This window comes from Sorangium sp. So ce119, from assembly GCF_051524405.1.
In the GTDB taxonomy this organism is placed as follows: domain Bacteria; phylum Myxococcota_A; class Polyangia; order Polyangiales; family Polyangiaceae; genus Sorangium; species Sorangium cellulosum_G.
Map to the genome: position 1 here is coordinate 11196578 of NZ_CP150310.1, position 22254 is coordinate 11218831.

The 22254-nt window shown below is 72.5% G+C and carries 12 protein-coding genes; 7 read left to right on the forward strand and 5 right to left on the reverse strand.

Going from position 1 to position 22254, the window contains the following annotated elements; all coding sequences use genetic code 11:
- Positions 1–213 precede the first annotated feature (213 nt).
- From aceB to WME76_RS42270, 5 genes are all read left to right on the forward strand, one after another.
- Positions 214–1833, forward strand: a complete 1620-nt coding sequence (aceB, locus tag WME76_RS42250) for a malate synthase A (RefSeq protein ID WP_437957818.1) — start codon at positions 214–216, stop codon at positions 1831–1833.
- Positions 1834–1908: 75 nt separating this feature from the next.
- The gene (gene aceA, locus WME76_RS42255; protein ID WP_437957819.1) at positions 1909–3207 is read left to right on the forward strand and encodes an isocitrate lyase; all 1299 of its coding nucleotides are present in this window, start codon (positions 1909–1911) and stop codon (positions 3205–3207) included.
- 285 nt (positions 3208–3492) lie between these two features.
- A complete protein-coding gene (locus WME76_RS42260) occupies positions 3493–5847 on the forward strand; it encodes a glutamine--tRNA ligase/YqeY domain fusion protein (RefSeq protein WP_437957820.1) in 2355 nt (784 codons plus the stop codon).
- A 301-nt stretch (positions 5848–6148) separates the two neighbouring features.
- Positions 6149–6886, forward strand: a complete 738-nt coding sequence (locus tag WME76_RS42265) for a hypothetical protein (protein WP_437957821.1) — start codon at positions 6149–6151, stop codon at positions 6884–6886.
- 11 nt (positions 6887–6897) lie between these two features.
- Positions 6898–10845 carry a serine/threonine-protein kinase gene (locus WME76_RS42270; protein ID WP_437957822.1) on the forward strand — a complete coding sequence of 1316 codons (3948 nt, stop codon included), beginning with the start codon at positions 6898–6900 and terminating at the stop codon, positions 10843–10845.
- Positions 10846–10876: 31 nt separating this feature from the next.
- Here WME76_RS42270 and WME76_RS42275 read toward each other — a convergent pair whose 3' ends face one another.
- From WME76_RS42275 to WME76_RS42285, 3 genes are all read right to left on the reverse strand, one after another.
- Positions 10877–11701 (reverse strand): sugar phosphate nucleotidyltransferase, encoded by an 825-nt coding sequence (locus WME76_RS42275; RefSeq protein ID WP_437962224.1) that lies wholly within the window; start codon positions 11699–11701, stop codon positions 10877–10879.
- Positions 11702–12253: 552 nt separating this feature from the next.
- Positions 12254–16585 (reverse strand): serine/threonine-protein kinase, encoded by a 4332-nt coding sequence (locus WME76_RS42280; protein ID WP_437957823.1) that lies wholly within the window; start codon positions 16583–16585, stop codon positions 12254–12256.
- A gap of 7 nt (positions 16586–16592) precedes the next feature.
- The gene (locus WME76_RS42285) at positions 16593–17444 is read right to left on the reverse strand and encodes a hypothetical protein (RefSeq protein WP_437957824.1); all 852 of its coding nucleotides are present in this window, start codon (positions 17442–17444) and stop codon (positions 16593–16595) included.
- Between the two features lie 163 nt (positions 17445–17607).
- On the opposite strand from WME76_RS42285, the gene WME76_RS42290 reads away from it, so the two are divergent.
- Both WME76_RS42290 and WME76_RS42295 read left to right on the forward strand, forming a co-directional pair.
- Positions 17608–19104, forward strand: coding sequence for a serine/threonine-protein kinase (locus WME76_RS42290; protein WP_437957825.1), 1497 nt, complete (start codon positions 17608–17610; stop codon positions 19102–19104).
- A gap of 437 nt (positions 19105–19541) precedes the next feature.
- The gene (locus WME76_RS42295; RefSeq protein ID WP_437957826.1) at positions 19542–20477 is read left to right on the forward strand and encodes a ferritin-like domain-containing protein; all 936 of its coding nucleotides are present in this window, start codon (positions 19542–19544) and stop codon (positions 20475–20477) included.
- Between the two features lie 69 nt (positions 20478–20546).
- Here WME76_RS42295 and WME76_RS42300 read toward each other — a convergent pair whose 3' ends face one another.
- Together WME76_RS42300 and WME76_RS42305 are read right to left on the reverse strand one after the other, a co-directional pair.
- Positions 20547–21632, reverse strand: a complete 1086-nt coding sequence (locus WME76_RS42300; RefSeq protein WP_437957827.1) for a hypothetical protein — start codon at positions 21630–21632, stop codon at positions 20547–20549.
- Between the two features lie 254 nt (positions 21633–21886).
- The gene (locus WME76_RS42305) at positions 21887–22111 is read right to left on the reverse strand and encodes a hypothetical protein (protein WP_437957828.1); all 225 of its coding nucleotides are present in this window, start codon (positions 22109–22111) and stop codon (positions 21887–21889) included.
- Positions 22112–22254: the final 143 nt, after the last annotated feature.

Genomic DNA, 22254 nt, shown 5'->3' on the forward strand with positions numbered 1-22254 from the left:
AAACCCTCCCGAACGTAGCTGAGCTTACTGCGTCGCCGCGTGGATGGGGCAGCTCGCCACGCTAGAAATTTACAATAGTTTACACGTTGACCGCCTGTAAAGGTCTTTTGTCGACATCCTTATCCGCCTGCATTTCAAAGCGAAGTTGACGCTGAAACCCCGTCGACAAACATAGCTACGTTGTAACGACGCGCAGCGTTGCAGGAGATGTGGATGAGCCAGAATCACGAGACCAACCTCAGGCTGCTCGCTCCTCGGGTCCCGGGGGACGCGTCTGTCCTCACGCCAGAGGCCCTTCGCTTCCTTGCGAGTCTGGGGCGGAAGTTCGCCGACCGCGTGCCCGGCCTGCTCGCTCGCCGGCGCGAGGTGCAGGCGCGGCTCGACGCGGGCGATCGGTTCGATTTCCTCACCGAGACGCGGGATGTGCGCGAGGGGGACTGGACGGTGGCGCCGCTGCCCGCCGATCTCCTCGACCGGCGTGTGGAGATCACCGGCCCTGTCGATCCCAAGATGATCATCAACGCGCTGAACTCCGGCGCGAGCGTGTTCATGGCGGACTTCGAGGACGCCACCTCGCCCACCTGGAAGAACCTCATCGAGGGGCAGGCGGCGCTGAGGCTCGCGGCGCGGCGCGAGCTCCGCCACGAGGACGCGGCCACGGGCAAGCGATACGCCCTCGGCGACAGGCTGGCGACCCTGCTCGTGCGGCCGCGCGGCTGGCACCTCTGGGAGAAGCACGTCGAGCTCGACGGAAAGCCGCTGCCGGGCGGGCTCTTCGATTTTGGACTTTTCTTCTTCCACAACGCGCGTGAGCTCGTTCGCCGCGGCACCGGGCCGTACTTCTACCTCCCGAAGATGGAGAGTCACCTGGAGGCGCGGCTCTGGAACGACATCTTCCTCTTCGCCCAGGACGCGCTCGGCCTGCCCGCCGGCACGATCAAGGCGACCGTCCTCATCGAGACGCTGCCCGCGGCGTTCGAGATGGACGAGATTCTCCACGAGCTCCGGCAGCACTCGGCCGGGCTGAACTGCGGTCGCTGGGACTACATCTTCAGCTTCATCAAGAAGCTCCGGAACGACCCGGCCTGCGTGATGCCTGATCGCTCTCTGGTGACGATGGAGCAGCATTTCCTGCGCTCGTATACCCAGCTCCTCGTGAAGACGTGCCACCGCCGCGGCGTCCACGCAATGGGCGGCATGGCCGCGCAGATCCCGATCAAGAGCGACCCCGAGGCGAACCGCGCGGCGCTCGACAAGGTGCGCGCGGACAAGCTGCGCGAGGTCAAGGACGGACACGACGGCACCTGGGTCGCGCACCCGGGGCTCGTGCCGCTCGCGCGCGAGGTGTTCGACGCGCACATGCCCGGCCCGAACCAGATCGAGCGAAAGCGCGAGGACGTCCGCGTGACGGCGGCAGATCTGCTGCAGGTGCCGTCCGGGGCGCGCACCGAGGCGGGGCTCCGCCATAACATCCGGGTCGGCGTCCAGTACCTCGAGGCGTGGATCAGCGGCCTCGGCTGCGTCCCGCTCTACAACCTGATGGAGGACGCGGCCACCGCGGAGATCTCGCGCACGCAGGTCTGGCAATGGATTCGCCACGAGGCGACGCTGGACGACGGCGAGCCGCTCACCGTGGAGCGCTTCCGCGCGGCGGTCGACGGCGAGATGGCCGCGCTCCGCGGCGCGCTCGGCGAGGCGCGCTTCGACGGCGGCCGGTTCGCCGAGGCGCGCGAGCTGTTCGAGCGGCTGTCGGTCGGAGACACCTTCGAGGAGTTCCTCACGCTGCCCGCGTACGAGCTCCTGGTCACGCGCGCCGAGGAGCAGCGCTCGTGACGCTCAACTCACCTGCTTCGATGTCAACACAGCGGCCGCTGCCGCCCGTCAACCCAACACGCTAGGAGCACAGTCATGTCCGCTGCTTTCCCGCTGAACACGCCCATATCCGCCGATTCCCTGCACGCGACGACGAGCGACGTCGCCCCCGGCCGATGGAGCGGGATCGTTCGCCCGTACTCCGAGGCCGACGTCGCGCGGCTCCGCGGCACCGTCCGGATCGATTACACGCTGGCGACGCTCGGGGCGAAGCGGCTCTGGAACCTGATGCACAGCGAGCCGTACGTGGCGGCGCTCGGCGCGCTCACCGGCAACCAGGCGATGCAGCAGGTGAGGGCGGGGCTCAAGGCGATCTACCTGAGCGGGTGGCAGGTGGCGGCCGACAACAACGAGGCGGGCACGATGTACCCCGACCAGAGCCTGTATCCGGCGAACAGCGTCCCGACGCTCGTGCGCCGCATCAACCAGGCGCTCCTCCGCGCCGACCAGATCGAGAACGCCGAGGGCAAGTCGGGGCGTTACTGGCTCGCCCCCATCATGGCCGACGCGGAGGCCGGCTTCGGCGGGCCGCTCAACGCGTTCGAGCTGATGAAGGCGATGATCGAGGCGGGCGCCGCGGGCGTGCACTTCGAGGACCAGCTCGCCTCCGAGAAGAAGTGCGGGCACATGGGCGGCAAGGTCCTCGTCCCGACCAGCCAGTTCATCCGCACCCTGGTGGCGGCCCGCCTCGCCAGCGACGTCATGGGCGTGCCGACGATCCTCGTCGCCCGCACCGACGCCGACAGCGCCAAGCTGATCACCTCCGACGTCGACCCGCGCGACAGGCCGTTCATCCCCGGCGAGCGCACGCCCGAGGGCTTCTACGTGCTGCAGGGCGGCCTCGAGGCGGCGATCGCGCGCGGGCTCGCGTACGCGCCGTACGCCGATCTCGTCTGGTGCGAGACGTCGACGCCGGACCTCGACCAGGCGAGGCGCTTCGCGGAGGGGATCCACAAGCAGTTCCCGGGCAAGATGCTCGCGTACAACTGCTCTCCGTCGTTCAACTGGAAGAAGCACCTCGACGACGCGACCATCGCGCGCTTCCAGCGCGAGCTCGGCGCGATGGGGTACAAGTTCCAGTTCGTCACCCTCGCCGGGTTCCACGCGCTGAACCACAGCATGTTCGAGCTCGCCCGGCAGTACCAGCGCCGCGGCATGTCGGCGTACTCCGAGCTCCAGCAGGCCGAGTTCGCCGGCGAGCAGTTCGGCTACAGCGCCACCCGTCACCAGCGCGAGGTCGGGACGGGCTACTTCGACGAGGTCGCCCAGGTGATCTCCGGCGGCGCGGCGTCCACGCTCGCCCTCCACGAGTCGACCGAGGCCGCCCAGTTCTGACCGCCCGCGCGGGCGCGCCGGCCCTAGCCCGCGCGCCGCGTGCGAAGGCAGGGCCGCCGCCGCTGCTGCGCCCGTCCACGCTTCGTCCAGCCCGCCCTCGCCGCGCTCCCCCGCTCCGCCCCGCGCGCGGCACTCCGCCCCGCGCGCGGCGCCCCGTCCCGGGGCAGCGCGCTCTGTCCCGCGCGCGCGGGGCCGCGCCGGCGCCCTCTCCACGGTGGTCCAGGGGGGGCCGTTCGAGTAGGCTCCGCTCGGGCGGCCGCGCCCGAGCCGAGGTGGAAAACAGCTGTGACAACGCAGAGCCAGAGACCGAGCGACGCTGACAGCGGCGGCGCCGCGTCCAATTTCATCCGTAACATCATCTCCGAGGATCTCGCCGCAGGCAGACACAAGCGGGTCGTGACCCGGTTCCCGCCCGAGCCGAACGGCTATCTGCACATCGGACATGCGAAGTCCATCCTGCTCAATTTCGGGCTGGCGACCGAGTTCGGGGGCGTGTGCCACATGCGCTTCGACGACACGAACCCGGCCGCCGAGGACCTGGAGTACGTGGAGTCCATCCAGCGGGACGTGCGGTGGCTCGGCGGCGAGTGGGGCGACAAGCTCTTCTTCGCGTCGGATTACTTCGAGCGGCTGTACGCGTTCGCGGTGGAGCTCATCCGGAAGGGCAAGGCGTACGTGTGCAGCCTTAGCGAGGCGGAGACCCGCGAGCTCCGCGGCACCGTCACCGAGCCCGGGCGAGAGAGCCCCTATCGGAGCAGGTCCGTCGAGGAGAACCTGGACCTCTTCGCCCGCATGAGGGCAGGGGAGTTCCCGGAGGGCGCGCACGTGCTCCGGGCCAAGATCGATATGGCCGCCCCCAACATGAAGATGCGCGATCCGCCGATCTACCGCATCAAGCGCGCGCGCCATTACCGGACGGGCGACGCCTGGTGCATCTACCCGCTCTATGACTTCGCGCACAGCCTCTCCGACGCGATCGAGGGGATCACCCACTCGATCTGCACGCTGGAGTTCGAGAACAACCGGGAGCTCTACGACTGGATCATCGAGAGCCTGGACGTCCCGTCCCGCCCCCGCCAGTACGAGTTCGCGCGGCTCAACCTGAACTACACGGTGATGAGCAAGCGGAAGCTGCTCGGGCTCGTGAAGGGCGGGCTCGTGAGCGGCTGGGACGACCCGCGCATGCCCACCATCGCCGGCCTCCGGCGCCGCGGCGTGACGCCCGAGGCCATCCGCTCCTTCTGCGAGGAGATCGGCGTCGCCAAGACGAACAGCATGGTGGATATCGCGAAGTTCGAGTCGTGCGTCCGCGACGACCTCAATCTCCGCGCCCCGCGCGTCATGGCCGTGCTGCGCCCGCTCCGCGTCGTCCTCGAGAACTTCCCCGAGGGCAAGGTGGAGGAGATCGACGCGCCCTACTGGCCAGAGGACGTGCCCAGGCAGGGCTCCCGCAAGGTGCCCCTCTCCCGGGTCGTCTACATCGAGCGCGACGACTTCCTCGAGGACCCTCCCAAGAAGTGGTTCCGGCTCGCGCCAGGGCAGCAGGTGCGGCTCCGATACGCGGGGTTCATCACCTGCCGCGAGGTGGTGAGAGACCAGGCCACAGGGGAGGTGATCGAGCTGCGCTGCACCTACGATCACCCCACGAAGACCGGTGAAGCGCCCGACGGCCGCAAGCCGAAGGGGACGCTGCACTGGGTGTCGGCGGCCCACGCGATCCCCGCCGAGGTCCGGCTCTACGACCGGCTCTTCGCGGTCGAGCGGCCCGACGCGGTCGAGGAAGGGAAGGACTTCCTGGAGAACCTGAATCCTGGTTCGCTGGTGACCCTGACCGGGTGCCGGGTGGAACCGAGCCTGTCCACCGCGGAGCGGGGCAGCCATGTCCAGTTCGAGCGCCAGGGATTCTTCTTCGTGGATCCGGTCGACTCCGCGCCCGGCGCGCCGGTCTTCAACCGCACGGTAGCGCTCAAGGACTCGTGGGCGAAGCTGGCCGGCGAGAAGCCCGCTCCGGCCGCGGCGCCCGAGAGCGCGGCCGCGAAGGCGCTGCCGCCCCGGCCGAAGAGCGAGCGCGCGACCGTGGAGGAGCGGCTCGCGCGGCTCGATCCGGCCCGCGCCGACAAGGCCAGGAACCTCATCGAAACGCGCGCGATCCCCGGCGACGACGCCGTCATCCTGGCCGAGGACGACGGCCTCCTGCGGCTGTTCGAGGAGGCGGTGGCGGTCCACGACAACCCGAGGAGCGCCGCCAACTGGGTCATCCACTCGATCTCGCGCGAGCTCAGGGACAGGGAGACAGGCTACCTGCCCTTCTCAGGTGCGCAACTCGGCGAGCTCCTCGCGCTGATCGATGACGGGACGATTTCGACGAAGATAGCAAGAGATGTCCTGGCTGAGATGATGCAGCAGGGCGGTAGCCCGAGGGCGATCGTCGAGCAGAGAGGGCTCCGGCAGGTGGCCGACGAGGGCGCGCTGGAGCGCATCGTCGACCAGATCATCGCCGGGCACCCCGGCGAGGTTTCCCGCTTCCGCGCGGGGAATACGAAGCTGATCGGGTTCTTCGTCGGCCAGGTCATGAAGGCCTCCGGCGGCAAAGCGAACCCCGACCTGGTCAATGCGCTGCTGACCAGGAAACTGGCGTAACTCTCCCACCCACACGCTGTTTCGCTTCCCCCCTGCTCAGGGTGCGCGGGAGTGCTGCGCTCTGCGTTGTCCCCCGCCCGGCATCTGACTACGTGATGCGTGTCATGGCAGTGTGTAGAAACATGTCCCGCAAAATGTCTATAAAAAAATTGAACTTATGAGCGGCAGTGGTGTAGATGAAATTAGGACTATGGAATCTATGCGCCAATTCGCTCTCATCGTCTGCGTGGCGGCGTCGACCTTGCAGACCGCTTGTATCGCGTCTACCGAGCTCGATGGTCTCGATGGTGAGGATGAGGTGGTGGCGGAGGTGCAGCAGGAGGTCGTGGCCTACAACGCGCTGACCCAGAACGCGCTGACCCAGAACGCGCTGACCCAGAACGCGCTGACCCAGAACGCGCTGACCCAGAACGCGCTGACCCAGAACGCGCTGATGGGCAATTCGCTCACCCGCGAGGCGCTCCGCGACCCCGCGTCGAGGGAGCTCCTCAGCTTCATCGTGAGCTGCGCTCTGCCGGAAGACGAGAAGATTACTGTCGAGGTCGATCGCCGCTCCTACACCTTCGTCGGGGAGCTCGGGCTTGCGCCCGAGTGGGGCCGGAGGAACGGCTCGTGTGGTGAAAAATGCCAGGAGTGGGTGTCGGCCTGCCTCCTCTCCCGCGTGAACTACCTGGGCGAGCACGTGACGATCTCGCTCCGCGGCAAGAACGACGCGCTCTCGTCGACGAGGAAGGAACGCGACAAGTACGAGACGCCGGAGGCGACCTACTACGGCAACGTCTTCCTGAAGAACCAGCGCCGCTTCGCTTGCCTCGCGCCCGGGGAGACGTCGATCCCCCGCGTCTGCGGTCCCGAGATCGACGACTGCGTGGTCGACGTTGTGGGTGATTGTGAGGACGTGTGCGACGGCCCGCGACACGACGGCAGCTACACGAACTGCCGCGACCGGAAGCCCCTCATCGAGCTCCCGTGCGGGACCCGCATCTTTCCGCGCGGTACCGACAGCTACAAGGCCTCGGTGAGCGTCTTCCTCGAGTAGCATCGAGCAGCGTGGAGTACGGGGCCGTCCTCGCGAGCCGATTCGTCGTCGAGCAGCAGGTTGCGGCCGGAGGGATGGGGACGGTCTACCGCGCCCACGATCGCCTCGACGCACGCCAGGTCGCCCTCAAGCTCCTGCACAGCCGCGAGGCCTTCGACGTCGAGCGCTTCGAGCGCGAATCGCAGATCCTCGCCGAGCTAGGCCACCCGGGGATCGTCCGGTACGTCGCGCACGGGCGGACGGGCGCCGGGGACCACTACCTCGCCATGGAGTGGCTGGAGGGCGAGGACCTGGCGGCGTGCCTCGCGCGCCGGCAGCTCACGGTCGCCGAGAGCCTCGCGGTGCTGCGCAGGACCGCGGACGCGCTCGCGTTCGCGCACTCGCGTGGGATCATCCACCGCGACGTCAAGCCGAGCAACATCTTCCTCGTGGCCGGCGACGTCGGCCAGCTCAAGCTGGTCGACTTCGGGATCGCGCGCCCGGACGGGGAGTCGCGGCGGCTCACCTACACGGGCGGGATCCTCGGGACGCCGGGGTACATCGCGCCCGAGCAGATCGAGAGCGGGAGCGCCCTCGACGTGCGGGCGGACGTGTTCTCGCTGGCGTGCGTCTTCTACGAGTGCATCGCGGGCCGCCCGGCCTTCGAGGGGGCGCACGTCATGGCCGCGCTCGCCAAGCTCCTGTTCCAGCAGACGCCCCGGCTGCGCGACGTCCGCGCGGACGTGCCGGAGCCGCTGGAGCTGCTCATCGACCGGATGATGGCGAAGAACCCCGAGGACCGGCCGCGCGACTGCGGCGACGTCGGGGTGCAGCTCGCGCAGATCGCCGACGCGCTCGACGCCTGGGCGACGCCGCGGCCCGCGACGCTGGCGTCGCAGCGCGACGAGACGATGCGGTCGGCGCGGCCGCCGGGCTTCCTCACGCGCAGCGAGCAGCGGCTCGTGTCGCTCGTGCTCGCCGGCGAGCCGGACGACGTCGAGATGAGCGTGGCGGCGGCCGGCGGGGTGCCGAGCGCGTCGGACGTCTCGAGCGTGCTGCAGGAGCTCTCGAACGAGGGCCCGGCGTCCGCGGTGCCGCGCTCGGAGGTGCGGGCCGCGGTGGAGCCCTACGGCGCGCACATCACGGAGATCTCGCGGGGGTCGCTCATCGCGATCCTCGCCGGCGCCGGGAGCGCCGTGGACCGGGCCGAGCGGGCGGCGCGGTGCGCGCTCGCGCTGCGCGCGCGGTTCCCGGGCATCCCGCTCGCCGTCGCGACGGGGCGCGGGGTGTCGTCGGCGAAGCTCATCGAGGGCGACGTGATCGACCGGGGGGTGCGCGCCCTCAGGGCCGCGCAGGCCGGCGTGGTCCGGCTCGACGACGTGACCGCCAGCGTCGTCGGCGGCCGGCTCAAGATCGACACGGACGAGAGCGGGCCGTTCCTCGCCAGCGAGACGGCGGCCGACGAGAGCACGCCGGTCCTGCTCGGCAAGCCGAGCCTGTGGGTCGGCCGCAGCCGCGAGCTGTCCATGCTCGAGGGCGTGTTCTCGGGGTGCGTGAGCGAGTCGCTGGCGAGCGCGGTGCTCGTGATCGGCCCGGCCGGGGCCGGGAAGTCGCGGCTCCGCCTGGAGTTCCTCACCCGGGTGCGGCGCCAGTTCGGGGCGGTGGAGATCCTCTCCGGCAGGGCCGAGTCGGTGGCCGCGGGGTCGCCGTTCGGGCTCATCGCCGACGCGCTCCACAAGGCGGCGGGGATGCGCGAGGGCGAGCCGATCGAGGCGCGGCGGCGCAAGCTGAAGCGCCGGCTGGGGCGCCACCTGAGCGGCGACGCGCTGAACCGGATCGCGGCCTTCCTGGGCGAGCTGTCGCGGACGCCGTTCCCCGACGGCGAGACGAGCGGGCTGCGCGCGGCGCGCGAGAACGCGATGCTGATGGCCGACGCGACGCGCGCCGCGTGGGAGGACTGGCTCGCGGCCGAGTGCGCGGCGCAGCCGGTGCTGCTCGTGCTCGAGGACCTGCAGTGGGGCGACCCCGCGACCGTGCGCCTCATCGATCAGACGCTCAGGAACCTCAGGGACCTGCCGCTCACGCTGCTCGCGCTGGCCCGGCCCGAGGTGAGCAGGCAGTTCCCCGGGCTCTGGACCGACCGCGAGGTGCAGACGATCAAGCTCGGGCCGCTGCCCGCGAAGGCGAGCGAGCGGATGGTGCGGAGCGCGCTCGGCGAGGACACGCCCGCCGAGACCGTGGCGCGCGTCGTGGACCGGGCCGACGGCAACCCGTTCTACCTGGAAGAGCTGATCCGCGCGGTCGCGGAGGGCAAGGGGCACGTGCTGCCCGACTCGGTGCTGGGCACGGTCGAGGCGCGGCTCGACGCCGAGGGGCACGAGGCGAAGCGCGTGCTGCGGGCGGCGAGCATCTTCGGCGACCGCTTCTCGAAGCTCGCGGTGGCGGCGCTGCTCGGCGGCGCGACGCGCGTGAAGGAGACCGAGACGTGGCTCGACGCGCTCGCGGCGCGGGAGCTCATCGCGCCGGCGTCGACGCCGGGGTGGCTCATCCCGACGGACTACGTGTTCCGCCACGCGATCGTGCGCGAGGCCGCGTACGCGATGCTGACCGAGGAGGACCGCACGCTCGGCCACAAGCTGGCCGGGGAGTGGCTCGAGCGCAGCGGGCACACCGACGCGATGGCGCTCGCGGAGCACTTCCGGCTCGGGGGCGAGCCCGCGCGCGCGGTGCGGTGGTACCGCCGGGCCGCCGAGCAGGCCATCGAGGCGAACGATCTGGCGAGCGCGCTCGCGCGCGCCGAGATGGGGATCGCGTGCGGGGCGACGGACGACGAGCTCGGGCGGCTCCGGCTCGTGGAGGCCGAGGTCAGCCTGTGGCAGCAGGAGACGGCGCTCGCGGCGCAGCGCGGCATCGAGGCGGCGAGCCTCGTGCGGCCCGGCAGCCCGTCGTGGTTCCGCGCCATCGGGCAGGTGGTCGTGGCGGAGGGGAAGCTCGGCCACTTCGATCGCGTCGAGGCGTGGGCGGCGCGGGCGGCCGAGGCGGTGGGCGCGCTCAGCGCCCGGGTGATGTGCCTGTGCGAGGGCGCGACGTCCCTGGTCTTCGGCGGCCGCTACGCGGCGGCCGACGAGCTGATCCGGATGCTCGACGCTGTCGCGGGCGAGAAGGCCGGGCTCGAGCCGCAGGCGGCGGGGCTCTACCAGCAGGTGCGCGCGATCCGGGCGCAGACGAAGGGCGACATCGGGGCGGCGCTGAGCGGGCTCACGGCGGCGCTCCCGGCGTTCGAGCAGGCTGGCGACCGCCGGAACGCCTGCTCGGTGCGCGCGAACCTGGGCTTCCTGTACGGCGAGCTCGGCGACTTCGAGGCGGCCGAGTCGGCGCTCCGGACGGCGCTCGCGGCGGCGCAGCGCATGGGCCTCGACGACGTGGAGACGGCCGCGCTCCAGAACCTCGGCTACGTCATCGCCCACCTCGGGCAGCTCGAGGAGGCGAAGCAGCTCGAGCAGCGCGCCGCCGCCGCGTTCCACCAGCAGGGCGACCGGCGGATGGAGGGGGTGGCGCTGACGTACCTCGCGCAGATCCTGCTGCGCTCGGGCGATCCGGCGGGCGCGGAGCGCGAGGCCCGCGCCGCCGTCGAGGCGCTGACGGTGGCGCCGCCGCTCCGCGCCGCCGCGGTCGCGGTGCTCTCGCGCGCGCTGCTCGTGCAGGGCCGCGCGGAGGAGGCGCTGCCGGCCGCACGCGAGGCGTTCGCGCAGCTCGAGGAGGCGGGCTCGCTGGAGGAGGGGGAGTCGCTGGTGCGGCTCGCCTACGCCGAGGCGCTCGCGGCCGCCGGGGCCGCGCGCGAGGCGGCCGACGCGCTCGCCACAGCGCGCGAGCAGCTGCTCAGCCGCGCGGCGAAGATCAGCGACCCGACCTTCCGCGAGCGGTTCCTGACGTGCGTGCCCGACAACGCGAGGACGCTGGCGCTCGCCGCCGCCGGGTGACCCTCCGTTCATGCTTGCCGCCGGGTGAGCCTCAGCGGGCGTCGCCCTCGGCCGCGAACAGCGGGGCGGGCGCGCCGGGGGGCTCGCTCCGCGCCCCGTCGACGGCGACCTGCGCCGCCGGCGGGCTCGTCCTCGTCGCCGCGCGGAGGAGGCGCATGGCCTCGCGGTAGCCGTCGAGGGTCCCGACGTCGGCGTACGCGGTCCCGGCGTGGACGCCGAGCGCCACGCCGCCGCGGGCGATGTACTCGTTGACGAGGGGGCCGATGTGCTCGTCGCGCCGGCCCCGCGCGCGCCAGAGCTCGTGGAGCTCCTGGAGCACCGCGCCGGTCAGCTTGAAGGCGCCCCAGGTCCAGCGCGACGCGGCGTCGCGGTGCCTCGCCTGGATCTCGAGGACGCGCCCGTGGCCGTCGGTGACGACGGCGTCGAAGAGCTCCGGGCGGTCGACCGGGAACAGGAGGAAGGAGAGGGCCCGAGACCGGAGCGCCGAGAGCCCGTCCTCCGGGAACCAGATCGTGTCCGGCAGGCCGACGAACACGAGATCTTCCGGCGGGATGAGCGGCAGCGCGCGGAAGATGGCGTCGCAGAGGCCGGCCGGCCTCGGCTGGACGACGTACGACAGGCTCGCTCGTCCGGCGGTGGCCCCGTAGTGGTCGAGGACGTCCGAGCTGCCCGACGAGACGACGAAGCAGATCCTTGTCGCGCCGGCGAGCAGCACGCGCTCGACGAGGTGCTCGCTCAGCGCGCGAGGGCGCGCGACGCCCCGCTCGAGGCGGCTGCCGACGGGCAGCAGCGCTCTCGAGGAGGCGAGCGGCCGAGCGCCGCTCACCCGCCCGACGGCCGGGATGATCCCCCACACCGCGGCCTTCCTCCCGCTCACGTCGATTTCGTCAATGGATCTCGTCACTTCTATAAACCCTCGCGCGTCGCGGAGCGCCGCTCGCCGGCGTCGAGACGGCCGTGCGCCATTGAATGGCGGCTCCTGCGTTCTTGCTCGCGTGAATGCTCGCGTGAATTGGAGTTCAACATCGTGCTTGCGACCGTGCGGATCAAGTCGAGCCCACGGTACCATCTGTCAAGCCGACCCCGGATTTCTGGCTGTCAAGACGCGCTGATCTCTCGTGTTGTCAAGCGCGCGGAGGTGCCCTTCTTCCAGGTCAAAATATGACTCTGGGCCAGCGCAAAAACGATTGATCGATCCGTGGATGTCCGGGAACTGACATTCTCGAAGCGCACATCACGGACACGCATGCATGCGCGCATGGAGGGAGGCTGTACGGGATCGCCGTAAAGAAGATCAGGCTCGGACGTAGCGACGCGGCGCGCCGAGGGGCGGTGTCAGCGTTCTGTCAGGAGGAGATATCGACGTCGCTTTGGGCGGGTGGTGTCGCACCTCCGCGCCCGTCCGCGCCTACGAGGGGAGCGTCGCCTCATCCAGGTCCGGCTCGCCGGCGTCGCGCTCCGCGATCGCGGCGGCGTGGCGGCGCAGCCGGTCGCCCATGACGTTCGGGATGCGCTCCGCGGCGCGCAGCGCGGCCGAGAGCGCGGCGCGCGCGGCGGCGAGCCGGCCGCGGCGCAGGGCGGTCACCGCGCGGAGCTCGAGCACCTCGATGTGCTCCTGGCCGACGGAGCTCTGCGCCGAGCGGTCCACGAGGGCGTCCCACGCGCCGTCGCTCCCGTCGCTCCCGTCGCCGCCGTCGCCGCCGTCGCCGGTCGCCAGGCCGATCATGGCGCAGAGCACCTCCTCGGAGGGGACCATCAGCGCGTCGGCGCGGCCCTCGGCGCGCGCCCTTTCCTGCGTCGCGCGCATCCGCTCGAACAGCGCGCGGGCCTCGTCCTCCTCGCCGCAGTAGAAGAGGAACCGGGCCTTGAGGAGCAGGGCGACGGGCCGGCACGCCCCGCAGAACCGGCGCTGCTCGATCTCGAGCGCGCGCTCGATGTGCGGCTTCGCCGCCGCGAGGTCGTCCATGAGGTAGAGGTACTCGCCGAGGTTGTACTCGCCGACCCGCTCCAGCCCGCTCTGGCCGAGCTCGCGCGCGAGCGACAGCACCCGCTCGAGGTCGGCGATCATCCGCGCCTTGTCGCCCCGGCACGCCCAGAGGAGCGCGCGGTTGTTGGTCACCGAGCCGAGGTGGAGCGTGTCGCGGTGCGCCTCGCAGAGCGCGATCGCCCGGCCGAGCGCGTCCTCGGCGTCGTCGAGCCGGCCGAGCCCCTGGAGGACGAAGCCGAGCATGAGCAGCGAGATGACGAGCGTCTCGTAGCCGTCGCCGCCCAGCGAGGCGGCCGCGGCCGCGGCGCGCTCGAGCGCGGCGGCCGCCTCCTCCTCCCGGCTGAAGCGGTGGAGCGAGCGCCCGACGCCGAGCGAGAGGCGCGCGGCGAGCGCCGGCGACAGCGCGATGCCGGCGGCGAGCGCGCGCGCCTCCTCGACGCGCTCCTCGGAGCTCTTGAACTCGTCCATCCAGTCGAGCGCCGTCGCCTCGTCGAGGAGGATGTCGATCTGCGCCGGGACGTCGCCCCGCGCCCGCGCGATCGCCCGCGCGCTGGCGAAGTCGGCGAGCGCGTCGTGGTAGCGGCCCAGGCGGTAGCGCATGAGGCCGCGGCCCCGGTGCGCGGCGGCGCGGTCGGGGCGCGCGCGCGGCAGGCCCGGGGGCGCGGCGGCGCGCGGCGAGCTCGGCGGAGCGCTCGCGCCCTGCGCCGCCGGATCGCTCGGCTGCTCCAGCGCGCGGCTGTAGAACGTCTCCGCGTCGAGGTAGGCGTGCCGGGCGCGCGCGCGCTCGGCCAGGGTGAGGTAGGCGGCCTCGGCGACCTCGGCGAGGCCCGCGCGCGCGGCGTGGTACGCGAACGGGAGGAGGCGCGCGTCCCTGTCGTGGGGCGCGGCGCGCTCGCCGCCCTCGCCGCCCTCGTCGCCGGCCGCGTCGCGGTGCAGCTTGAAGGCCGCGAGGTGGACGCGCCGGCGGAGCGGCTCGGGCGCGCCGCGGGCCACGGCCTCGCGGACCAGCGCGTGCCGGAAGCCGATGCGGCCCCGCCGATCCTGGACGAGCAGGCCCGCGGCGAGCAGGCGCTTCACGGCGACGGCGGCGTCGAGCGGGAGGTCGCCGGCCTCGCCGTGCTCGTCGAGCCGCTGGAGCACGCCGGCCACCTCGGCGACGGTGACGTCGGGGCCGAGGACCGCGACGAGGCGCGCGTGCGCCTGGAGCGCGGGCGGGAGCGCGTCGATCTCGCCGAGCGCGAGCCAGTCGAGGAGCGGCATGTCGGGGAGGCGATCGAGCTCGTCCGTGGCCAGGTACCAGGCGTCGCCGCGCGGGTGCCGGCGGACGATGCCCTCGCGCTTGAGGCCGCGCACGAGCTCGACGAGCAGGAGCGGGACGCCCTGCGCGCGCTCGACGAGGTGCGCGAGCGCGGGCTCGGGCACGTCCTCGGCGGGCAGGAGCAGCCGCCGGCAGAGGGCGATCGCGCTCTCCCGGTCGAGCGCCTCGAGGCGGTGCGTCTCGCGGCGCGCGGCGCGGTCGCCGAAGGAGGGGCGCGCGCGCTCGAAGGTCGGCCGCGCGAGGGCGCAGATGAAGAGCGGGCTCCGCGCCTCGGCGAGCGCCGCGTACTCGAGCGCGGCGAGCGCCGCGTCGTCCGCCTCGTGCGCGTCGTCGAGCACCACGAAGAGCGGCGTGCGGTGCGACCGCCGGCGGAGCGCCTCGCCGGCCGCGACGGCGAGCGCGGCGCGCAGCGCGCCGGGCGCCGCCGAGAGCGCGCGGAGCTCCGGGTAGCGCTCCTCGGCGGGCGCGCCGTCGCTGATCCAGCCGAGCGCGAGCGCCACGGCGCCCCCGAGCCGCGCGTGCTGCGCGGCGCCGAGGCGGCGCCGGAGGAGCTCGCCGCCGCCGTCCGCCGGCGGCGACGACGGCAGGCCGAGCGCCTGCTGGAGGATCTCCCGGACGGCGCGGTCGGCGCCGCCGGCGACCGGCTCGCCGGTCCGGAGCTCGATCACCCCGGCGCGCCGGTCGAGCGCGCGCAGCCGCTGCACGAGGGCGCCGGCGAGGCGGCTCTTGCCCTGGCCGGCCACGCCGATGACGCTGGCGATGGTGGGCGTCGAGGTCGTCACGGCCTGGCGCGCGCCCGCGACCAGCGCGTCGAGGACGTCGCTCCGGCCGAAGAACGGCTGGGAGCTCGCGTCGACCGCGGTGTCGGCGTCGATCTGGGCGGAGGCCGGCCCGGGCTGGACCGAGGCCGGCCCGGGCGCAAGGCTGTCGCCCGCGGGCGGCGAGGCGCCGTCGCCGAGCGCCGCCGCGGCGGCCGGCGACAGGGCGATCCCCGCGGCGCCTGCCCGGGCGAAGCGGTCGTCGCGGTGGAAGAGCGGGCTCAGGAACCGCCGCGCGCCGTCGGGGCGCGTCTGGACCGACACGGTCGCGAGGTCGAGCAGCCCGCGGGAGAGGACGCGCTGCTGCTCGAGCTCGCGGGCGGCGTGCATCGCGCGGCGCAGCGGGCTCGCGCCGTCCTCGTGGTCGAAGACGGCGACGACGCGGCTGCCGGCGGCGTGCGCGAGCTGGCCGCCCAGCGCGCTGAGCCGCCGCTGGAGGGCCACGACGTCGAGCGCGGCCTCGAAGAAGAGGAGCGCGACGGCGCGCCGGCCGGCGCTGCGGCCGCACGTGGGCGGCGGCTCCGTGGCGGCGCGGCTGGGCCGGCAGCTGGGCCGACAGACGCGGCGCTCCTGGGCGCGCTCGAAGTCCTCCAGGGCGGCGCAGAGCGCGGCGGCGCTCTCGAAGCGCTGGCCGGGGTCCTTGGCGAGGCACCGGAGCACGATCTCCTCGAGCGAGCGCGCGATCGGCGCCATCGACGAGGGGCGCGGCGGGCGGCGGCTCAGGTGGTCCTGCCGCACCACGGCGGCGGGGCCCCAGAACGGCGGCCTGCCGGTGAGCAGCTCGAACAGCACGACGCCGAGCGCGTAGACGTCCGCGCGCGCGTCGACGTCGCCGCGGCCGTCGCACTGCTCGGGCGCCATGTACTCGGCGGTGCCGGGCGCGTCGAGCTCGGCGGTGAGGTCGAGGTGCCCGTCGCGGCGCCCCGCCGCGAGGCCGAGATCGATGATGGTGGCGCGGTGCCCGCCGCCCTCGGCGCCGTCCCGGGCCAGCGCGCCGGAGACGAAGATGTTCTCCGGCTTGACGTCGCGGTGCACGTAGCCGCGCGCGTGGATCTCGTCGAGGGCCCGGAGCGCGGCGCGCGCGAGGGCGCACGCCTCGCGCGGCGGCATGGGGCAGGCGACGCCGGTCGCGATCAGGCGGTCGGCGAGCGTCGGGGCGTCGAGGTACTCCATCACGAAGTACGGCAGGCCGGAGGCGAGCTGGCCGCACGTGTAGACGGCGGGCACGTGAGGCGGCCCGATGTGGTGGAGGGCCCGCATCTCCTCGAGGAGGCGCACGCGCGCGTCCGCCCGATCGGCGCGCGCGACCTTGATCGCCACGGTCCGTCCGCCGCCCTCTGGCTCGGCCGCGAACACGGCCCCGAACCCGCCCACGCCGGCGAGCCGGGCGACGCGGTAGCCCGCGACGCTGGGCGGCGCGGTCGCGCCGAGCCCGCCGGCGTCGGTGTCGTCGGCGCCGCCCGGCGCGCGGCGCTCCGGGCCGGCCTGCCGCGCCACGGGGCCGTGCTGCGGGCACCCTGGGTGCGCGTGCGCGACCCGCCGGCCGCACTCCCTGCACCGCGCGGGGGGCGCCCCGGCGCGCGCCGCGCCTCCGCCTCGATGAGGATCGGGCAGCATCGGCGCCTCAGGGCAGGAACGTCGTGATCACGGCGGACGACCGCTCGCCCCGATCATCGGTGCAGGCCGGGTGATGGCCGCCGGAGGTGCTCAGCCCGTCGCACGCGAGATCGCATGGGCCCACGATGTGGATGTTCGGGCACTCCCGGGCGGCCCCGGCGGGGTCGCGGCGCCCTGTCGCACACTCCCTGCCGAGCGCGCGAGAGTTCGCCACATTGGCGTCGTTGTAGCAGGCATAGAGTCGTGGGGGGCTCGTGAACAGGTTGCCCCAGAACGCGCCCTCCTCCCGAGGAAAGGACTCGACCTCGCTCCTGTCCGGGTACCTGAGGGCCGGGTGCGTCCCGCGCGACGAGATCATCACCGACACGCCGGCCCGGTTGGCGCGCGACGCCACGCAGGCCGAGACCCAGAGCCTCCGCGGCCCGCTCAGCGGCTCGTCGCTCCAGCTCGCGGCGAGCCCGAGGTGCCCGGGGTAGCGCTCCTCGTGCAGCTCGCCGAGCTCGTCGCGCCACGAGAAGCGGAACGACTGCGATGCGTTCAGCGCGCAGCTCACGATGTATTGAAGGAGCTGCCTCGAGATCGCGCCGATCTCCCCGGGCTCGGTGATGGCGCCGAGGGCGGTCTCCGAGAGGCTGCTCTCCTGGAGCCTGCTCGGGGCGAGGGCGTTGGGGTTGAGGGCGTTGGGGTTGAGGGCGTTGGGGTTGAGGGCGTTGGGGTTGAGGGCGTTGTGATTCAGGAGCGCACTTGAGGTTGCCTCGACCGACCCCCACTCCGTCGGAAATCCGTCGCCGCCACCGCAGCAGGGCAATGTAACGAACAGAAACGTCCGCAGGTAACGCGCGTGGACTCGCCCCTTCATCTGTCCCCCCTATTCTGCCAGCAGATGGAATAGGCTACCGTCTAGATAACGATGGATTTACTGTACCACCAGGGGGAGCGACGTGTAGTGGCAACATGAGCGTTCCGCGCCGGGAAAAACGTCGCTCGGGCGAGGCCTTAATCGCATCGGGGGGTTTATGACGATGGATGGTTTGGCGACGCGCAATGATGAAACTCGGGCATTTTCGCTGGAGGAGAGGTCGTTCTCCAGAGGCGAGCTGCCGTGCGGCGCGCGTGCGGGCGACTACAGCGTTGTGACGCCCATCGCCCGGGGCGGATGTGGGGCAGTCTACGAGGCGAGGCAGCTCCGGAGTGGCGCGCGTGTGGCGATGAAGGTGCTCCACGGGACGCTCGCCGCCTCGCCGAAGATGGTGAAGCGGTTCCTGCGCGAGATCGAGGTGGTGCGGCGGCTCAACCACCCGGGCATCGTCGAGATCTACGACGTCGGCGAGCTCGCGGACGGGAGGCCGTTCTACGTGATGGAGCACCTCGACGGGCTGACGCTCGACGTGCTGCTCCGGCAGGAGGGGAGGTTCTCGCCGGAGCAGGCGCTCGATCTGCTCGAGCCGGTCTGCTCGGCGCTCGACGCGGCGCACGCCGCGGGGATCATCCATCGCGACGTGAAGGGCAGCAACATCTTCGTCTCGCGGGGCGCGCCGCGGAAGGTGAAGCTCCTCGACTTCGGGATCGCCAAGCTGATGGAGGCCGAGGAGGGCCCGACCGGCTTCACCACGGCGGGGAGGGCGCCCGGCACGCTCACGATCATGGCGCCGGAGCAGATCCTCGGCGGCCCCATCGACGCGCGCGTCGACGTCTATGCGCTCGGCGTCCTGCTCCACCGGCTGCTCACGGGCAAGCTGCCGTTCTACTCGCCGGACGCGACCGAGCTGCTCCGGCAGCACCTGGAGGAGCCGCCGCCGCGCCCGAGCCGGCGGACCCCGCTGCCGGCCGCGCTCGACGCCGTGGTGCTGCGCTGCCTGGAGAAGCAGCCGGAGCACCGCTTCCCGTCGGTGAAGAGCCTGCTCTGCACGCTGCGCGAGGCGGTGGGCGAGCCGCCGTCGGGGCGGAGCAGCCTGCCCGAGCTCGCGGCCGACGCGATCGCCGTCTACCTCGACCTCCGCGCGCGCACCGACGCCGACGACCTCGACGACGCGCTCGCCGACGCGCTCGGCCTCGCGCTCGACGTGGCCGAGGAGCGCCTCCGGGACGCCGGCCTCACGCTGGTGTCCATGACCGGCAGCGAGATCCTCGCCGTGCGCGTGCTCTCCTGCGACCCCGCCGAGGCGCTGCGGGAGCGGGCGGCGGTGATCGAGATCGCCGCGGCGCTCCACGACGAGCTCGCGCAGCGGAGCCGCGCGGACGGGCGCGTGCACCCGAACCTGTGCCTGCACGCCGGGCAGGTGGTGGTGCGCTCGACGATCCACCCGGAGATCATCGGCGGCGATCTGGCCCGGGTCGGCGCGTGGGCGCCGGTCGAGGAGGTGCACGGCCTCTGCGCGACCGAGGCGGCGGTCCGCGGCGTCGAGGGACTCGAGCTCTCGGCGGGGCCGCCCGGCCTCATGCTGATCGGGGAGCGGCCGCCCTCGTGCTCCTCGCCCGCGCCGACGCTGCGCAGCGGCGTGAGCGGCGGCGTGAGCTGAGGCGGCGCGCGTCCGGCCGGCGGGGCTCCTCCGCGGCTGTCATGTCAGGTGAGCGACGGGCGCACGCCCGGCGTGTTCCCCCTGGCGGACTCGGGAGGTCCCGGAGCCGTGATGACGACGCAAAAACGGTGATCAGACGATTGCCGCTGGGTGATGGATGCCATTATAACGGGTGACCGCGGGCGCCGGACCGCGCCTGGTCGCTTCGGAAAGCTCTCATGTCCATGCGCCTCCAACACGCTATCCAGACCCTCCTCGATTCCGCCCCTCTCCTCCGCGACGCATCGATGAGCGGCAACGTCCGGGTGCTAGCGTCGCTGCTCGGGCCTGCGTTTCGCGGCTTCGTCCAGCGGCGAGGCAAGGGGGTGGGCTCGACCGATATCTCTGTTGGTTACGAGGCCAGCTTTAACTGGAGTTACGGGCGGGACGACCCCGACATGGCGAGGCTCTACCACCTGGCCAAGACGTCCCAGTGGAACGCGTCGACCGACCTCGACTGGTCCCGGGAAGTCGATTGGCTCGACCCCACAATGCCGCTCTTGCCCGACAGCTGGATGCCGCCGTCCAGGCTGCCCCTCTGGGGCCGGCTCTCCGAGCGGGAGCGGGCCACGCAGCGCCATGGCCTCCTCTCGTGGATGCTGAGCCAGTTCCTGCACGGCGAGCAGGGCGCCCTGTTCGCGGCGTCGCAGATCACCGAGTCCGTGCCCTCGCTCGACGCCAAGCTCTACGGCAGCACGCAGGTGGCCGACGAGGGGCGCCACGTCGAGGTCTTCCACGCCTACCTCACGCAGAAGCTGGAGAAGCTCTACGAGATCAACGACAACCTGTATGTCGTCATCGACGCCATCATGAGCGACAGCCGGTGGGACATGAAGTTCCTCGGTATGCAGATCATGATCGAGGGCCTGGCGCTCGGCGCGTTCGGCTCGATTCGACAGATGACGAGCGAGCCGCTCCTCAAGGACGTCCTGCGCTCGGTCATCACCGATGAGGCGCGCCACGTGCACTATGGAGTCCTCGCGCTGAGCAGGTTTTATCGGGAGGGCATCGACGAGCGGGCGCGGAGGGAGCGGGAGGACTGGGCGTTCGAGCTGTCGCTCCTCCTGCGCAACCGGTTCCTGGCGCACGAGTTCTATGACGAGTTCTACGCCCACCGCATGACGCGCTGCGAGTGGGACGAGCTCATGCTGACCAGCGATCTGATGGGGTTCTTCCGCCGGACGATGTTCAAGCGGATCGTGCCGAACCTGAAGCGGATCGGCCTGCTCTCCGGGCGGATCCGGCCGCGCTACGCCGCGCTCGGCCTGCTCGAGTACGAGCACGGGCGGTCGGCCAGCGAGCTGACGGCCAAGGAGCTGCTCGACGACGCCTGAGGCGGGGGCGACCGAGGCGGCAGCCGGGGCGCGGCGAGGGCGGATGCCCGCGCCGGCCCCCGGCGGCGATCAGCAGGTGGCCCCGAGGCACGACGCGATCTGGACGGCGCACCGGTCCTGGACGCACTCCATGTCGCCGTCGCAGCGGGGGAGCGACGAGAGGGCGCACGTCAACACCTGCTCGGCGAAGAACTGGGCGTTGGCGCAGCCCTGCGCCATGCAGTTCGAGACGCACGCGATCCCGATGTCCGGCGGCGTCTGCTCGGGATCGATGCACCCGAACGCGCAGGTGATCACCTCGAGGCAGCTCGTGGGCTCGCACGCGCCGCAGTCCGACGGACAGGCGGCGCACGTCTCGAAGGGCTCGCAGACGCCGTTCGAGCAGATCGAGCATACGCCGCAGTCGCGCTGGCACGACGCGCACGTCTCCGTCCCCGAGCAGCGGCCGTCGCCGCACGTGGCGCAGCCGCCGCAGTCCGCCGGGCACGAGAAGCAGCCCTCGCGCCCGGGGTCGCACACCCCGTCGCCGCACGAGGCGCAGTCGCCGCAGTCGGGGGCGCACGAGAAGCAGCTCTCGCTCGCCCTGTCGCAGACGCCGTCGCCGCACGAGGCGCAGACGCCGCAGTCACCCGGGCACGTCAGGCACGTCTCGTCGCCGCCGCACGCGCCGTCGCCGCAGCCCGGGCACCGGCCGCAGTCGCCGGGGCAGCTCGCGCACGACTCGCCCGCCGGATCGCAGACGCCGTCGCCGCAGTCCGGGCAGAGGCCGCAGTCCACGGCGCAGCTCCCGCAGCTCTCGTCGTCGCTGCAGGCGCCGTCGCCGCACAAGGCGCAGGCGCCGCAGTCGCCGGGACAGCTCGCGCACGACTCGCTCGCCCTGTCGCAGGCGCCGTCGCCGCACGCCGCGCAGGCGCCGCAGTCGGAGGCGCAGCCCGCGCAGTCCTCGGAGCCGTCGCAGACACCGTCGCCGCACGCCGCGGGCTCGACGCCGGGCGGGACCGGGTACTCCCACGTGTCGGTGCGGCCGCAGCCCGCGCCGAGGCCCGACCCCGCGAGGGTGACGAGCGCGGACCAGGCGACCGCGCGCGGGAAGGAGAGGCCAGGGCGACGCCGCCCGGACCGCAGCATGGAGCTCAGCCGGCTTGTGATACCCATTCGATCGGCCCCCGGGACGTGAGAGGTCTGGTCACGAGCAGGAGCGGGAACGGCTCGCGGGCCGCGGCTGCGCCGCGCCGAGCCTCCCGCAGCAAGGCGTGCGGACGGAACGTACACGGAAACGGTCGGCCGATGGCGCCGAAGCAAGGCCGCAGCGGGACAAAATGAAAGAGGGCGACGCCTCCGGAGAGGCGCCGCCCAAAGCGCATCGCAGCCCGCGCTTCACCAGGGAAGCGGCGCGCTGCGCAGCGGGCTCACTGCGCCGGGGGCGCCGTCGGAGCCGCCGGGTCGGCCGGAGCCGAGGGAGACGACTCGGGCGTCGCCGCCGGGGCCGCCGCCGGGTCGGCCGGGGCCGCCGCCGGGTCGGACGCGGGCGGGGTCGCCGTCGACGGGTCGGACGCGGGCGCGGAGCCGCCGCCGCAGGCAACGGCGAGGGACGAAACCGACACGGCGACGAGCGCAAGAACGAGCTTGTTCATTGGAAAATCCTCCGAAAAAGAGGGCGGCGAGGCCGCCCTCCCAACCTGCAGACGTATGAGCCGCGCGTCGAATCCGGCGGCCACCCACCCAGACGCCGCGGGTCGACAGAACGGCTCACAGTTTTTTCGATGAGCCGCCCGAG